10 protein-coding genes and 2 pseudogenes are annotated in these 15,652 nt (G+C 58.2%); 6 read left to right on the top strand and 6 right to left on the bottom strand.

Annotated features, from left to right (window positions below; all coding sequences use genetic code 11):
- Positions 1-24: 24 nt before the first annotated feature.
- Both L9Z73_RS12735 and L9Z73_RS12730 read left to right on the top strand, forming a co-directional pair.
- A pseudogene (locus L9Z73_RS12735) lies at positions 25-804 on the top strand (C13 family peptidase); the annotation flags it as partial.
- Positions 805-833: 29 nt separating this feature from the next.
- Positions 834-1,475, top strand: coding sequence for an oxidoreductase (locus L9Z73_RS12730; protein ID WP_247401437.1), 642 nt, complete (start codon positions 834-836; stop codon positions 1,473-1,475).
- 124 nt (positions 1,476-1,599) lie between these two features.
- Here the strand turns inward: L9Z73_RS12730 and L9Z73_RS12725 are convergent, their stop codons facing one another.
- The 6 genes from L9Z73_RS12725 to L9Z73_RS12700 all read right to left on the bottom strand — a co-directional run bounded on the left by L9Z73_RS12725 (position 1,600) and on the right by L9Z73_RS12700 (position 10,559).
- Positions 1,600-1,884, bottom strand: a complete 285-nt coding sequence (locus L9Z73_RS12725; protein ID WP_247401435.1) for a YceK/YidQ family lipoprotein — start codon at positions 1,882-1,884, stop codon at positions 1,600-1,602.
- The gene (gene ubiX / locus L9Z73_RS12720; RefSeq protein ID WP_010206807.1) at positions 1,877-2,506 is read right to left on the bottom strand and encodes a flavin prenyltransferase UbiX; all 630 of its coding nucleotides are present in this window, start codon (positions 2,504-2,506) and stop codon (positions 1,877-1,879) included. Before ubiX ends, L9Z73_RS12725 begins: the two co-directional genes overlap by 8 nt.
- A complete protein-coding gene (gene mpl, locus L9Z73_RS12715; protein ID WP_247401433.1) occupies positions 2,503-3,852 on the bottom strand; it encodes a UDP-N-acetylmuramate:L-alanyl-gamma-D-glutamyl-meso-diaminopimelate ligase in 1,350 nt (449 codons plus the stop codon). Before mpl ends, ubiX begins: the two co-directional genes overlap by 4 nt.
- A 253-nt stretch (positions 3,853-4,105) precedes the next feature.
- Positions 4,106-5,071, bottom strand: a complete 966-nt coding sequence (locus L9Z73_RS12710; protein ID WP_247401431.1) for a hypothetical protein — start codon at positions 5,069-5,071, stop codon at positions 4,106-4,108.
- Between the two features lie 140 nt (positions 5,072-5,211).
- Entirely contained in the window at positions 5,212-8,478 is a 3,267-nt protein-coding gene (locus L9Z73_RS12705) for a hypothetical protein (protein WP_247401428.1), read from the bottom strand.
- Between the two features lie 185 nt (positions 8,479-8,663).
- Positions 8,664-10,559 (bottom strand): sigma-54-dependent Fis family transcriptional regulator, encoded by a 1,896-nt coding sequence (locus L9Z73_RS12700; RefSeq protein WP_247401426.1) that lies wholly within the window; start codon positions 10,557-10,559, stop codon positions 8,664-8,666.
- 273 nt (positions 10,560-10,832) lie between these two features.
- Here L9Z73_RS12700 and exaC point away from each other — a divergent pair, with 273 nt between their 5' ends.
- The 4 genes and pseudogenes from exaC to L9Z73_RS12680 all read left to right on the top strand — a co-directional run.
- Positions 10,833-12,353, top strand: coding sequence for an acetaldehyde dehydrogenase ExaC (gene exaC, locus L9Z73_RS12695; protein WP_247401423.1), 1,521 nt, complete (start codon positions 10,833-10,835; stop codon positions 12,351-12,353).
- Between the two features lie 102 nt (positions 12,354-12,455).
- The gene (gene eat, locus L9Z73_RS12690; RefSeq protein ID WP_247401421.1) at positions 12,456-13,889 is read left to right on the top strand and encodes an ethanolamine permease; all 1,434 of its coding nucleotides are present in this window, start codon (positions 12,456-12,458) and stop codon (positions 13,887-13,889) included.
- Between the two features lie 63 nt (positions 13,890-13,952).
- Entirely contained in the window at positions 13,953-15,347 is a 1,395-nt protein-coding gene (locus tag L9Z73_RS12685; protein ID WP_247401420.1) for an ethanolamine ammonia-lyase subunit EutB, read from the top strand.
- A pseudogene (locus L9Z73_RS12680) lies at positions 15,344-15,607 on the top strand (ethanolamine ammonia-lyase light chain EutC); the annotation flags it as partial. The gene L9Z73_RS12685 and the pseudogene L9Z73_RS12680, both read left to right, overlap by 4 nt.
- Positions 15,608-15,652 lie beyond the last annotated feature (45 nt).

The following is a 15,652-nucleotide window of genomic DNA, read 5'->3' as shown; positions in this document are numbered from 1 at the left end:
TAACGCGCCGATGCGGTTCAATTCAGCATGGGCCCGTTGCTCGATGCCGCCCTCGCCGCCGTGCCCGCCTCGACCCCCGCAGTGGAGCTGTACACCCTGGTACTGGCCGGCGACGGCAAACAAAGCGTGTTCCTGCGCGAAGCCGATTACGTCAGCAATATGCTCGCCAGCCGCTTCGGGGCGCGCGGACAGATTCGCCTGGTCAACCATCGCGACCATATCACCGACCGTCCCCTGGCCACCCGCGAAAGCCTGCGGCGTGCGGTGCAGACCCTGGCCGAACGCAGCGGGCCAGAGGACTTGGTATTTATCTACCTGACCAGCCACGGCACCCACGAACACGAACTGGTGCTCGACCAACCGCGCATGGAACTGGCCGACCTGCCGGCCGATGAGCTGACCGCAGTACTCGCGCCGCTGAAGAACCGCGACAAGATCGTGGTGATTTCCGCGTGCTACTCCGGCGGCTTCATTCCGGCACTGAAAGACGAGCACACCTTGATCATGACCGCTTCCCGCGCCGACCGCGTGTCATTCGGTTGCTCCGAGGAAGCCGACTTTACCTACTTCGGCGATGCCCTTTTCGCCCAGGCTTTCAACCAGACCGACGACTTGCAGCAAGCCTTCAAGCTGGCGCAACTGCACGTGACCGAACGCGAGCAGGCAGACAACTTCGAAGCCTCCGAACCGCAGATCTGGGCCCCCAAAGGCGTGATCGCCCATTGGCAACTATTACGCAAGCAGCAGGCACGAAAGGCGCTCGAAAGCGTCTCACTAAATAGCAAGGAAGCTAAAGGCAACTAAGCTGTAACGTGTAATAGGGGGGAAACACCATGTACCTGACACCTCAGCATATCTTGCTCGCCGGAGCCTCTGGCCTGACCGGCGAACACCTGCTCGATCGCCTGCTCAATGAACCTACCGTGACCCGCGTGCTGGCGCCCAGCCGCAAGCCGCTGGCCGAACACCCACGTCTGGAAAACCCGGTGGGCGACCCGGCGGTGTTCTTGCCGCAACTGCGCGGCCAGGTGGATATCGCCTTCTGCTGCCTGGGCACCACGATCAAGCAAGCCGGCTCCGAAGAGGCCTTTCGCGCCGTCGACCTGGACATGGTCGTGGAGTTTGCCAAGCGCGCGCGGGAAATGGGCGCGCGACACCTTATCGTCATCAGCGCGATTGGCGCCGACCCTAAATCCTCGATCTTCTACAACCGGGTCAAAGGGCAAATGGAAGAAGCCTTGAAGGCCCAGGGTTGGCCGCAACTGACCATCGTGCGGCCTTCGCTGTTGCTGGGGGAGCGCCTCGAACCGCGCCTGGCCGAGCAATTGGCCGGGCCGCTGTCACGGCTGATTCCCGGCAAGTATCACGGCATCGAAGTGTGCGAACTGGCCCGCGCCATGTGGCGGCTGGCGCTGGAAGAGCAGGACGGTGTGCGCGTGGTGGAATCGGATGAGTTGCGCAAGCTTGGTAAGTAATTTTGCGGTGACCGGGCAGGCCTCATCGCGGGCAAGCCCGGCTCCCACATTTGAAACTGCGTGAACCACAATCAAATGTGGGAGCTGGCTTGCCTGCGATGAGGCCAGCACAGGTAATACACTTCTATAGGCCGCCTGTGGCGTTGAATCCGACGCCCACCACCGTCAACAACGACAGCGGCAACAGCAAGGTGTCGAGCAACGCGCTGGCCGGCAGGTCGACGCCGGGATAGCTCGGCGCCTCGGCACCAAAACGGTCCATGGCGCAACAGCCGCCGTTCATGACGTACAGGTCCAGCCGCGTGCCAGCGTACACCACCGGCGCACCGGGCTTGGCAGCATCCAGCGTGCGCACGGTGGCGCAGCCCGTCAGTTGCAAGGCCAACAAGACCAGCAGTAGCTTATTCATCGCTGCTCAAATGATGCTCACCCCAACGCGGGAGCATATCCTGGGGAATGTTCAGCAGATTGAGAATCCGCGCCACCACAAAGTCCACCAGGTCATCGATCGTCTGAGGCTGGTGATAGAAGCCGGGCGACGCGGGCAAGATGGTCACACCCATGTTTGACAACTTGAGCATGTGCTCCAGGTGAATGCTCGAATACGGCGCTTCACGCGGCACCAGAATCAACTGACGACGTTCTTTCAACGTCACATCGGCGGCCCGCTCGATCAAATTGTTGCAGGCGCCGGTGGCAATCGCCGACAACGTGCCAGTGGAGCACGGCACCACCACCATCGCCGCCGGCGCGCCGGAGCCGGAAGCCACCGGCGACATCCAATCCTCTTTACCGTAGACCTTGATCTGCCCCGCCGCCGCACCGGTGTACTCGGTAAGGAACGCCTGCATCATCTGCACCTTGGGCGGCAGCGCGACATCGGTCTCGGTGGCCATCACCAGTTGCGCGGCCTTGGAGATCAGGAAGTGCACCTCACGCTCCTCGCGCACCAGGCAGTCGAGCAGGCGCAGGCCATAAGGCGCTCCGGATGCGCCGGTCATGGCCAGGGTAACGCGCTCCGGCCCGCTCATTTCAGCGCCCCGGCCAGTTTGCCGTGCAGGCCGCCGAAGCCGCCGTTGCTCATCACCACCACATGGGTGCCAGGCTTGGCCTGTAGCTTGACGAATTCGATGATGCCTTCGATGGAATCGCAGACCTTCGACGGCACGCGACACAGCGCCGCAATGGCGGGCAGGTCCCACCCCAGGTTGGCCGGCGCGTACCAGACCACTTGGTCCGCGTCGTTGACGCTCTCCGGCAAGCCATCGCGGTGCGCGCCGAGCTTCATGGAATTGGAGCGCGGTTCGATAATGGCAATGATCGGGGCATCACCGACACGCTTGCGCAGGCCATCAAGGGTGGTGGCAATCGCCGTCGGGTGGTGGGCAAAGTCGTCGTAGATGGTAATCCCATTCACGTCGGCGACTTTTTCCATACGGCGCTTCACGCTTTTGAATGCGCTCAACGCGGCAATACCCATGGACGGCACCACGCCCACATGCCGCGCAGCAGCCAGGGTGACCAAGGCGTTGGCGACGTTGTGCTGGCCGGTCATGTCCCAATCGACAATGCCTTGGGCTTCGCCTTCCAATAGCACTTCAAATTTTGAACCGTCTTCACTGAGCAACTTGACCAGCCACTGCCCACCCGCGCCGGTGGTTTGCACCGGGGTCCAGCAGCCCATCTCGATGACGCGCTGCAAGGCCGGCTCGGTGGTCGGGTGGATCACCAGGCCCTCGCTCGGGATGGTGCGTACCAAATGGTGGAACTGCCGCTCGATGGCCGCCAGATCGGGGAAGATATCCGCGTGATCGAACTCCAGGTTATTCAGGATCGCCGTGCGCGGGCGGTAGTGGACGAACTTGGAGCGTTTGTCGAAGAACGCGCTGTCGTATTCATCGGCCTCGATCACGAAGAACGGCGTATCGCCCAGGCGTGCCGACACCGAGAAGTTCTGCGGCACGCCGCCGATCAGGAAACCCGGGCTCATGCCCGCATGCTCCAACACCCAGGCCAGCATGCTGCTGGTGGTGGTCTTGCCGTGAGTGCCGGCTACCGCGAGTACCCAACGGCCTTGCAGTACATGATCGGCCAGCCATTGGGGGCCAGACACATAAGGCAAACCTTTATTGAGTACGTATTCGACCGCCGGGTTGCCCCGAGACATGGCGTTGCCGATCACCACCAGGTCCGGGACCGGCTCGAATTGCGAGGGGTCGTAGCCTTGGGTCAGCGCAATGCCCTGGGCCTCGAGTTGCGTGCTCATGGGCGGATAAACGTTGGCATCGGAGCCCGTGACGTGATGGCCCAGTTCTTTGGCCAGAACCGCCATCGAGCCCATGAATGTGCCGCAAATACCGAGAATATGAATGTGCATAGTCGACCTCGTAAAACATCGAGGCAGGTTAGCGCAGGGAGGGGAAAATCGCACTCTTTAGCTTGGAACCGCCAGCGCCGGGATGACCAAGGACGGAACCAGGAGTAATGGTTTACTTGAGATAAATCGCCATTGAATTCGGCCTCACTGTGTATACAGGCGGGTCAAATCCAATGGCGCTTATTTGCACAGTCATCACCTTATGCCTGCAAAACCAGTGCGCACTGGCCTGCAGGGAGGTAATCGTAAAGGCTTATGCAGTCTCAGCCGTCAGTTTTGATGAGATGTTGCGAAACAGCGCCGTAACCGCCGCGAGCCTGGATTCGATTGCCAATGCGCGGCCTTCGATATCATCCTTCTGTGGACCGGTAGATGCGGCCGAAAATGGAATACCCAACTTTTTGGCCTCGATAGTCAGCTGTTCCTCTACGATATCGACTATCTCCTCAAGGACGTCCATACGAGCATCATCATCTTTCATTGCCCAGCTCAAGTCAGGAGCAATGTGCGCGTCTCCTTTTAGATCATTCAAGGCGTTTGCAGCAGTAAACACATCCTTTTGGCTCTGCTCGACAATCCGCGCGTTTTGGGCATCTTGCTTCGTAAGGCCGTCGGTAGACTCGGGACTATCAATGGCTTTCTTGACAAATGCGTTAACGGTTCCTGCAATCGTGAGGCCCGCGATACTAAACGGTACTGCAATGGCTGCAGTCCGTACTAATGAACCGTTTCGGGCTGGAGCCGCTTTTTCAACCTTAGCCTTGGCGGCAGCAGACAGTGAGGCAGACTCATCTGATAGCGCCGTAGAAGAGAAGGGCTCAACTTCTTTTCCGTCAACTCGACCAGGTTGTTCCTGTGCAAACAACTTATCTCGCGAGTTAGCATCTTGTTGAGCTTGCCACTTCTTTTGTTGTTCTGCTTTGTATGAATCCAACTGAGGAGACTGGGGGTTATTTGCGTCTGGCGTATCGCCCGGCTGCCGGGTACCGCTCGTGTGCCCTGGAGCCTCGAAGCCTTCAACTTTCAAATCAACATGAGCCTGATCAAAGCCTTGATGCTCTGGTGCTGGTCTACCCGACGGTGCGTCTCCCACTTTCGGAGCATCAACGGTCCTTGTTGAACCGGACGGAATTTCCGGGGTGCGAGTAAACCCTCCGGAAAAAAAATCACCAACTCTTGAGAAAACCAATGGCCGCGCGATTGCATTTGAAAATATCATATATGGGTCACCTAATAATTGATTTTAAATTAGAAAGGAGTCCATTTCTCTCATGCTTTATGTGAGAGAAACCAGAAAAAAGGTTCCAATTAAACTTCAAAAAATAAGTCACTACTTGATCAACCTCTGTCGCTTGCGAATCAGCTATTGACAGGCATAACTTGTTTTGATACCTCAGGCATCAGTGATGGTTTCGCCAGCGCACTCGCAACTCCAAACTGCAAAATTTGAGGACCGTAGGGCGTCTTCGTCAGGGTACTGTAAGCGTACCAACTTCCTTTCTTCAAAATAGCCACTACAGGGTCCCATAACCCACCGTCGTCATAACGAGCAAACCCTCTGACAATATCGCCCTCTTTATAATTTACAGAGGGTTCGTACCTTCGATAATTTCCTTTCAACCGAGACAATATCTCATCCCCCTTGCCGGCCAATTTATTAATATCTTTATACCCCCTTGCGCCGCCCTTATTTAAGTTCTTTACAATATCTACCGAATCGGTGAAGCCTACCGAGGCACCGATACCTGCCAAAGCACCACTTTTGATGATATTAAGCGCGCCCTTACCCGCTTTGGATGCCTTACGGGCAGCACCTATCCCGGGAAGGAAAAAACCTAAAATATCGAAACCAATATTGAAAATCGCACCCGCCACATTACCCTTGATTGCGTCTTGAATCCCATCATAAAAAGGCACGAGACTAAGGAAGAAGTCTTTTAAGTTTTGATCATAGGCTTTTCCCTTCTCAAGCTCTGTAATACCCGCAGCCTGATTCTTTAGCGCATATATATCACGTGTAAAAAAACTCGCTGTTGTCGACGCGAGAGCACCACTTCTGGCAGAAAAGTAGACACCACGCCGGCCATCGTCACTTTCAGGTGGATCACGATCACTGTTAACAGCGCCAAATTGCTTATAAATATTATGCGTGCCGCTCACTCGACCTTTGGTGTCCCCTCCAAAATAGGCTGCGTCGTCAGCGTTGGTTTGATCACCAGGGAACCCCTTTTCCTTGACGATTTTTCCCGACCCAGGGAGATAGTTATAATAGCTGACTTTCCCGTCACTCCCCTCTACCTTCATGAGCAGGCCATGTCGCCCCTTGAGTTCCTCAAGCTCCTGCGCAGTCGGGGTTCGGGGTCTGTGTCCAGGAAACAGGTTTGACCCTCGCGGGTTCAATTCTGTCTTCAAATAGGGACGAGACACCTCAAGAAAAGTGACAGTTGATCGACTTATATGCTCACGATCCGCCTTTGGCAGCAGGGAAAGCTGATACTTGAAAGTAATCGCCCATGCACTTCCATGATCCTTTTTAACCTCCTCAAACTTATTGGAGAACACAACATTAATATCTGGAACCAGCTGTGAAAAACGAGACTTCATCGCCTCATACGGGAAGGTTTTTTCATCGATTGACTCCCAGCTATCCGGCTCGATTTTTCCAGTCATGTATATATCAAGCAACGATACCGGGTCGTGTTTTACCCAGGGCGCCTGTAATACCGCCAGTGTCGGGTCTACGTCTGGAAATACACGCTTCAATTCCGCAAGCGCTAATTCTCTTCGCGTGGGCGGGGATGAGCCAAGGACGTTCTTTGCCCATGAAAGTTCTTTTTGCTGTTTATTCAATAGACTTTGCGCGTGTAAAATTTCAGCAGGACTGTAGTCTTGATCGGTACGACTTTTAACAACACCGTTGGCAATACCCCAATCAATAACCGCGTGACGCGCTGCCACGCCTAATTCATCGTCACCCTGAAGCGATACAGGCAGGGCATCACCAAAAGCCATCACTTGGCTGAACGTCATGTTTGCCGAGGCTCCCGGCACTTGTTGCTCTATTCGCGAAACTTCTATGGCAAAGTTCGCCCACGTATGAGAACCGAGCACAAGATTTGGAGGCGTATCGATTACCAGTAACTCTGGTGCTGCAACCGATAATAATAGACGTGCAGCAAGGGGGGCCAGCTCAGCACCCACCCTACTTTTAAGATGAGTTGTAAAACGCTCGACAATATCGGCAGTTGAAGCGCCCGCATTGTCTTCGCCATACAGGTTATAGCCTGCCAAATTGTGGCGAGACGTGCCCGCAAGAGGATCAAGTTCCTGTACGAGTGCGGCACTCACACTCTCAATGGCACTGGTCGGTGTCTCAACGATCTTAATCTTGCTTTGTATATCTTTACCCAGCGCCTGCGCCTCGGGTGATCGAATGAGCTGGTCCATTGCCAATGCGGGATTATCGGCAATCAGCTTTCTTGATGCCTCAGGAAGCGAGCTGATCAACAGCGCAAGGAGACTGCTAGGCCCTGCCCCTGCCGGGGTATTTGAAACCTGCGCCATTTGTTGCTTCTTCCATCCATCGACCACTGTTCGCATCTTGCGTAGCGAAGTGGCACCAAGCAAAACAGTCAGAGGCCTGACCCCACCCGAGTCCACGCCGGGGGCCCGATGGGCAAGGTCAAAGGACTGCGCCCGCGCCAACTCAAGTGCCTGCTTGCTGTTGATGGGAACCTTGTTTCCTTCGTGCTTAAGGAACTGCGCAACACTCATCTCGCGGTGTTGCTCGCGGATAAACAAGCCTGAGCGAGGGTCAATGGGGATCTTGACTTTGTCGAGATTGATGTTCCCACTGGCATCGTCGTCCTGAGACCTCAATGCCGCAATAAGCGCATGACGGTTTGCGTCGTCCCCCAGCGCCTCGGTCTGCTGCTTCAGCGCCTCAATAGATCGCAGCGACGCATTGGCCAAAGGCTTGAACTTAAATCCCCCCCCTTCTGAAAGCGCCTTGCGATGCAGGGTAGCTTGCTTGGGCGTCAGGTCTATGGGCTCATCGTAAAAGTGCCCCACGGTAGATAGCGGAACCTTGCCTTCCGGCCAAGGATAAAGAAATGCATGGCCCGGATTGGGCGCGATCACCTTGGCGATCGACAGAAGTGTCCTGGAAACATCGGACCAGCCCGAGTCATCCTTCATGGAAAAGGTATGCGTCTTGCCATCCACAATGCCGGTGAGTTCTTTGCGGGCGGGATCCAGTTTCAAGCTCGTCGTATCGAGCCCTTGCGCTTTCGCCCATGCCAAAAATCCCGGGCTTTTGAAGGCGCTGTCCAGATGAGCGCGCCAACGTCCCAGTGTGGACTCCAGAGGAACCTGAACATCAGGCGGCTTTATAGCGGTTTGGTAGGAACGCGTAGCCAACGCATTCGCGAACGCACCTGCCACTTGGGCATCAGCGGTTGCACGGGCCTCGGGACTGTCAGAAAACTCTAGACTGCGCTTGCCACGGTGCACGTCGCTGCGGGTGTCGGTGCGCGTGATTTCTGCGGAAGGTGGGGCGACTGATTCACCCTGTACCTCTCTATAGCTATTAGAGACAGCCCTATTATTAAAATTAATCATATTCATCATTCACCACCTCGCATGTAAACAACCTGAGCGACTGCCCATACACTGAGTGGCAAAACAACAGAACATTACAAAGCAACTAGCTGCAAACATTTTATCCGGATATTTCGATTACTATTTGTTTACTCATACACCTTGTTCCACAAGAGGCCTGGTCTTTACAGACGCACACTAAAACGTGCGGATCAAGTTAATAAACAACGTTCAATTCCGTGCTTGCGTAATTTTCTGTAAAGCGTATTTCGGCTTACCCCTAAAAGTTCGGCCGTGCGGGTCATATGCCAACGCTGCTGCCTCAACGCATCAAGCAGCGCCACGCGCTCAGCGTCGTCCAATGCGAACCGTGGACTGGGCTCGACGCTTACCGGGGTTCGCACCTGGCGAATGACTAGCGGCAAGTCATCAAACCCGATTCGTCCGTCCTCGCTCAATACGGCCAGAGTACGTAGCACATTGAGCAATTGCCGCACATTTCCCGGCCAAGTAAAGCCCAGCAGCGCCTGGCGTGCAGCCTCATCGAGCAATACAACCTGCCCCTGCGTAACCTCAGCAAGCAAAGCATCCAGCAACTGCGCTTTATCGCTGCGCTCACGCAAGGGCGGCAAGTTGATTTCCAGACCGTGGAGGCGGTAGTACAAATCTTCGCGAAAGCTGCCGTTGGCGATGCAGTCCAGCAAGTCGCGGTGAGTTGCACTGATGATTCGCACGTTGACGGCTTGGGGCTCACCCCCGATGGGCACCACCATGCGGTCCTCCAGTACTCTTAATAGACGGGTCTGCAAGGCCAAGGGCATGTCTCCGATTTCATCGAGAAACAAGGTTCCTCCATCAGCCTGTTGCAACTTGCCTTGCATGCCTTCCTTGCGTGCGCCGGTAAAGCTGCCACCGCGATAGCCGAACAGTTCGCTTTCGATCAGGCTTTCCGGGATGGCAGCGCAGTTGAGGGCCACGAAGGCCTGATCGGCGCGCTGGCTGGCGTAGTGCACTGCCTTGGCAAAGGCTTCCTTGCCGGAGCCGGTCTCGCCATTGATCAACAGCGGGACGTCGCGCTCGAACACCCGTAGCGCCTTGCGAAAATCATTTTGCAGCGCCGGGTCACCCAGGCAAATGCCGGGCAGCCGTGAAGGCGCAGGCTTGACGACGGGGGCTGGCGCACTGCGTGCTTGACCACGCAAGGCTGCGAACAAACGCCGGCCGTCCCGCGTACGCAGGGGCCAACTGGCGGTGGCATTCGCGCTGGCGCGCCCTAGCAACTGGTCCAGTGAGCAGTCGAAAAACGCCTCTACCGGCTGCCCCAGTAAGCCGCCACGCCGTTGCCCCAACAGGTTCAACGCACTCTGATTCGCCGCACAAATTCGCCCCTCGCCATCGAACGCCAGCAACCCTTCGCTGAATAACCCCACCGACTCCGCCTGCAGGTGGAAGCGCAGTAGCCAGTGGTTTTCAAAGTGACGCAGGAAGTAGCAACTCTCGATCATCTTCGCCGACAGGTTCACCAGCGCCATGGTGTGGAACTGGCTCTGGCGCGATACCGCTTCGCGCGCAGAGGACACGTCGAGCACTGCGAGCAGGTCGCCATGGGGATCGAACACCGGGCTCGCCGAACAGGTCAACCCAGTGTGGCGACCGCGAAAATGCTCATCGCGATGAATGGTCAGGGACTGGCGCTCAACCAGGCAGGTGCCGATACCATTGGTGCCTTCGCAGGCTTCGCTCCAATCAGCACCCAGCCACAGCCCGGCGCGCTCGAAGATCTTGCGCTCGGACGGCGCGGTGACACAGTTGAGGATCACCCCACGCGCATCAGTGAGCAATACCGCATGCCCGGCGCCGGAGAGTTGCTGATGCAGGCTGTTCATCTCGCTGCCGGCGATGTGCAGCACTTGTTGCAGGCGCTCGCGGCTTTCGAGAAGACGGCCGTGCTCGAGCACGGTGGGCGCGATGGTTTGCGCAGGGTCGAGGTGGTAGTCCTCCAGACAACGCAGCCAGGAGCGGGCGATGGAAGGGTCGCTCGAGGGGTCGCGGCCATGCGCCACGGTGAGGACTTGCTGGGCATGGCGACTGAAATGATCGTTGTGCATTTCTTATTATTCTCTCTGCGTGAGAACGCCCAGCATCCCCTAGCCACCCGGGCATTGCAATCCCGCGCCGGCCCACCGGTCACAGGCTGTACCGTTGATGGGACAAACTGTCACACCGGCTGTACCAAGGCTGGCACAGCAGCGCTTTTCAGCACTCGCCAACCCCCTGATTTAACTGGCTTGCAAGGCAGTGGCCCGACCTTTGCTCTACGCTTTATCAAGCGCTTGCCGCGCTGCACTCCAATAAACATAAAAAGCCAGGAGATACCCACCATGCGTTACGCACACCCCGGTACTGAAGGCGCCATCGTTTCGTTCAAGGCCAAGTACGGCAACTACATCGGTGGCGAGTTCGTTGCGCCGGTCGATGGCAACTATTTCACCAATACCTCGCCGGTCAACGGCAAGCCAATCGCCGAATTCCCGCGTTCCACCGCCAAAGACATCGATAAAGCGCTGGACGCCGCCCATGCCGCCGCCGACGCCTGGGGCAAAACCTCTGCCCAGAACCGCTCGCTGGTGCTGCTGAAGATCGCCGACCGTATCGAACAGAACCTCGAACTGCTGGCCATCACCGAAACCTGGGACAACGGCAAGGCCGTGCGTGAAACCCTCAACGCCGACATCCCGCTGGCTGCCGACCACTTCCGCTACTTCGCCGGCTGCATCCGCGCCCAGGAAGGCAGCAGCGCCGAAATCGACGAACACACCGCCGCCTACCACTTCCATGAGCCCCTGGGCGTGGTCGGCCAGATCATCCCGTGGAACTTCCCGCTGCTGATGGCCGCCTGGAAACTCGCCCCGGCCCTGGCCGCCGGCAACTGCGTGGTGCTCAAGCCAGCCGAGCAAACCCCACTGGGCATCAGCGTGCTGATGGAAGTCATCGGCGACCTGCTGCCGCCAGGCGTGCTGAATGTGGTACACGGTTTCGGCAAAGAAGCCGGCGAAGCCCTGGCCACCAGCAAGCGCATCGCCAAGATTGCCTTCACCGGCTCCACCCCGGTGGGCGCGCACATCATGCATTGCGCGGCCGAAAACATCATTCCGTCCACCGTTGAACTGGGCGGCAAGTCGCCGAACATCTTCTTCGCCGACATCATGAACGCCGAACCGCAATTCATCGAGAAAGCCGCCGAAGGCCTGGTGCTGGCGTTCTTCAACCAGGGCGAAGTGTGTACCTGCCCATCCCGTGCGCTGGTGGAAGAATCGATCTACGACGACTTCATGAAAGTGGTGATGAAGAAGGTCGAGGCGATCAAGCGTGGCGACCCGCTGGACACCGACACCATGGTCGGCGCCCAGGCGTCCGAGCAGCAGTTCGACAAGATCCTGTCGTACCTGGAAATCGCCAAGGGCGAAGGCGCCGAGTTGCTGGCCGGCGGCAAGGTCGAGAAGCTGACCGGCGATCTGGCCACCGGTTATTACATCCAGCCGACCCTGCTCAAGGGCACCAACAAGATGCGGGTGTTCCAGGAAGAAATCTTCGGCCCGGTAGTGAGCATCACCACCTTCAAGGATGAAGCCGAAGCCCTGGCAATCGCCAACGACACCGAGTTCGGCCTCGGCGCCGGCCTGTGGACCCGCGACATCAACCGTGCCTACCGCATGGGCCGGGCGATCAAGGCCGGCCGCGTGTGGACCAACTGCTACCACCTGTACCCGGCGCACGCCGCGTTTGGCGGCTACAAGAAGTCGGGTGTGGGGCGTGAGAACCACAAGATGATGTTGGATCACTACCAGCAGACCAAAAACCTGCTGGTAAGTTACGACATTAATCCACTGGGCTTCTTCTAACTAACAACCCCCTCCCACATTTAGATCTTCATAAGCACTTGCAAATTGCATCCGGCACACAGATGCCGAATTAAAAACAATAACAATGAAAGGTACTTCCCCATGCCTAGCGAACCCACTAGCTCTTCCGTCGACTTCGAAAAAGTCGGCACCGACTACTTCCAACAACGCGAACTGAAAAAAGGCGCCGCCGGCTGGGTGCTGTTAGTCGGCCTTGGCGTTGCCTACGTGATCTCCGGCGACTACGCCGGCTGGAACTTCGGCCTGGCCCAAGGCGGCTGGGGCGGCATGTTCCTCGCCACATTGCTGATGGCCACCATGTACTTGTGCATGTGCTTTTCCCTGGCCGAACTGTCTTCCATGATCCCCACCGCCGGCGGTGGCTACGGTTTTGCCCGCAGCGCCTTTGGCCCTTGGGGCGGGTTCCTGACCGGCACCGCGATCCTGATCGAGTACGCCATCGCCCCCGCCGCCATTGCGGTGTTCATCGGCGCCTATTGCGAGTCGCTGTTCGGCATTGGCGGCTGGATGATTTACCTGGCGTTCTACATCATCTTCATCGGCATCCATATCTTTGGCGTGGGTGAAGCCTTGAAGCTGATGTTTGTGATTACCGCCGTCGCCGCCATTGCGCTGGGTGTGTTCCTGGTGGCGATGGTGCCGCACTTCAACGTCGCCAACCTACTCGACATTCCGGTGACCGAAGCCAAGGGCGCCAGCACCTTCGTGCCATTTGGCTACGTCGGCGTGTGGGCGGCGATTCCGTATGCGATCTGGTTCTTCCTGGCGGTAGAAGGCGTGCCGCTGGCGGCCGAAGAAACCAAGAACCCGAAGCGCGACCTGCCCCGCGGCCTGATCGGCGCCATTGTGGTGCTGACCAGTTTTGCCCTGTTGATCCTGGTGATTGCACCGGGCGGCGCCGGCACCTATGCGCTGATCAAGTCCGGCAACCCACTGGTTGAAGCATTGGCGCTGTCGTATGGCGGCTCGACCTGGATGGGCAGCTTCGTCAACCTGGTCGGCCTGGCAGGCTTGATCGCCAGCTTTTTCTCGATCATCTACGCCTATTCGCGGCAGATCTTCGCGTTGTCCCGCGCCGGCTACCTGCCACGCAAACTGTCCCAGACCAACAAAAGCAAGGCGCCGGTCCTGGCGCTGGTGATCCCCGGCATTATCGGTTTCGGCCTGTCGCTGACCGGCCAGGGTGACCTGCTGATTCTGGTGGCGGTGTTTGGCGCGACCATTTCCTACGTGCTGATGATGGCCGCGCACATCACGCTGCGCATCCGTCGCCCCAAAATGGATCGTCCGTACCGCACGCCGGGCGGCATCTTCACCTCCGGCGTGGCGCTGGTATTGGCCTGCGTGGCCGTGGTGGCGGGCTTTCTGGTCGACCCACGGGTGGTGATTGGCGCTGCGATCATCTATGGAGTATTAATTGCTTACTTTGCTTTCTACAGCCGGCATCACTTGGTAGCAGGCACGCCGGAAGAAGAATTCGCGGCGATCCAGGCCGCAGAGGCCGCCTTGCACTAAATGCCGTAAACCTCGACGCGGGCGCCTTACCCACATTTGCCCGCGTCATCAAGGAGACACTGTATGGCAAGTTTTTCCCACGCGGTGGGTGCATCGACCTACCGCTTCGACAGCCTCAAGGACGTGATGGCCAAGGCCAGTCCCGCCCGTTCAGGGGATTTCCTCGCGGGCGTCGCCGCACAGAACGATGGCGAGCGGGTCGCAGCGCAAATGGCCTTGGCGAATATCCCGCTGAAGCACTTTCTGCAAGAGGCGCTGATCCCCTATGAAAGCGACGAAGTCACCCGGCTGATCATCGACACCCACGATAAACAGGCGTTTACCGCCGTCAGCCACCTGACCGTCGGTGGCCTGCGCGACTGGCTGCTCAGCGATGCGGCCGATGAACAATCCCTACGTGCATTAGCACCAGGGCTGACACCGGAAATGGCCGCCGCCGTATCGAAGATCATGCGCGTGCAAGACCTGGTGCTGGTGGCGCAGAAGATCCGCGTGGTCACCCGGTTTCGCGGCACCATGGGCCTGCGCGGTCGCTTGTCGACCCGCCTGCAACCCAACCACCCCACTGACGAACCGGCGGGCATCGCCGCGAGCATTCTCGACGGTCTGCTCTACGGCAACGGCGACGCCATGATCGGCATCAACCCGGCCACCGACAGCATCGCCTCGATCTGCGCCATGCTGGAGATGCTCGACGCGATCATCCAGCGCTACGAAATCCCCACCCAGGCCTGCGTGCTGACCCACGTCACCACCTCCATCGAAGCCATCAACCGTGGCGTCCCGCTGGATCTGGTGTTCCAGTCGATCGCCGGCACCGAGGCGGCCAACGCCAGTTTCGGCATCAGCCTGAGCCTGCTGCAGGAAGGCTACGAAGCAGGCCTGAGCCTGAACCGTGGCACCCTGGGGCAGAACCTGATGTATTTCGAAACCGGCCAGGGCAGCGCCTTGTCGGCCAACGCGCACTTCGGCGTGGACCAGCAAACCTGCGAAACCCGCGCCTACGCCGTGGCCCGGCATTTCAAGCCGTTTTTGGTGAACACCGTGGTCGGATTTATCGGCCCCGAGTATCTGTACAACGGTAAACAGATCATCCGCGCCGGCCTCGAAGACCACTTCTGCGGCAAGCTGCTGGGAGTGCCGATGGGTTGCGACATCTGCTACACCAACCACGCCGAAGCCGACCAGGACGACATGGACACCCTGCTGACCCTGCTGGGCGTGGCCGGGATCAACTTCATCATGGGCATTCCCGGTTCCGACGACATCATGCTCAACTACCAGACCACCTCGTTCCACGACGCCCTGTACGCCCGGCAAACATTGGGTTTAAAGCCCGCGCCGGAGTTTGAACAGTGGCTGGCGAAAATGGGCATTTTCACGCAAGCCGACGGCAAAGTGCGCTTCGGCAACAGCTTGCCACCGGCGTTTCGCCACGCCTTGGCGCAATTGGGATGAAGGAGCCACCCGTGCAACCAGACCTTCCCGAAAACCCGTGGCTGGAACTGCGTCGCCTGACCCCGGCGCGCATTGCCCTGGGCCGGACCGGCACCAGCATCCCGACCAGCGCGCAGTTGGACTTCCAATTCGCCCACGCCCAGGCGCGGGATGCGGTCCATCTGCCCTTCGACCACGCCGGCCTCAGCACTCAGCTTGCCGAACGCGGGCGTGACAGCCTGTTACTGCACAGTGCCGCCCTCGACCGCCACAGCTACCTATAACGCCCGGACCTGGGGCGGCGCCTGGGCGATGCATCGGCCCAG

The organism is Pseudomonas emilianonis (assembly GCF_023072625.1).
Classification (GTDB): Bacteria; Pseudomonadota; Gammaproteobacteria; order Pseudomonadales; family Pseudomonadaceae; genus Aquipseudomonas; species Aquipseudomonas paraveronii.
The sequence above is the reverse complement of the archived record's forward strand: the minus strand, read 5'-3'. Positions and strand labels throughout refer to the sequence as shown.

What these genes read in the sequence shown, in the direction of transcription:
- L9Z73_RS12730 (WP_247401437.1), top strand. Translation starts at nt 834, where the DNA reads ATGTACCTGACACCTCAGCATATCTTGCTCGCCGGAGCCTCTGGCCTG.
- L9Z73_RS12725 (WP_247401435.1), bottom strand. Translation starts at nt 1,884, where the DNA reads ATGAATAAGCTACTGCTGGTCTTGTTGGCCTTGCAACTGACGGGCTGC.
- ubiX (WP_010206807.1), bottom strand. Translation starts at nt 2,506, where the DNA reads ATGAGCGGGCCGGAGCGCGTTACCCTGGCCATGACCGGCGCATCCGGA.
- mpl (WP_247401433.1), bottom strand. Translation starts at nt 3,852, where the DNA reads ATGCACATTCATATTCTCGGTATTTGCGGCACATTCATGGGCTCGATG.
- L9Z73_RS12710 (WP_247401431.1), bottom strand. Translation starts at nt 5,071, where the DNA reads ATGATATTTTCAAATGCAATCGCGCGGCCATTGGTTTTCTCAAGAGTT.
- L9Z73_RS12705 (WP_247401428.1), bottom strand. Translation starts at nt 8,478, where the DNA reads ATGAATATGATTAATTTTAATAATAGGGCTGTCTCTAATAGCTATAGA.
- L9Z73_RS12700 (WP_247401426.1), bottom strand. Translation starts at nt 10,559, where the DNA reads ATGCACAACGATCATTTCAGTCGCCATGCCCAGCAAGTCCTCACCGTG.
- exaC (WP_247401423.1), top strand. Translation starts at nt 10,833, where the DNA reads ATGCGTTACGCACACCCCGGTACTGAAGGCGCCATCGTTTCGTTCAAG.
- eat (WP_247401421.1), top strand. Translation starts at nt 12,456, where the DNA reads ATGCCTAGCGAACCCACTAGCTCTTCCGTCGACTTCGAAAAAGTCGGC.
- L9Z73_RS12685 (WP_247401420.1), top strand. Translation starts at nt 13,953, where the DNA reads ATGGCAAGTTTTTCCCACGCGGTGGGTGCATCGACCTACCGCTTCGAC.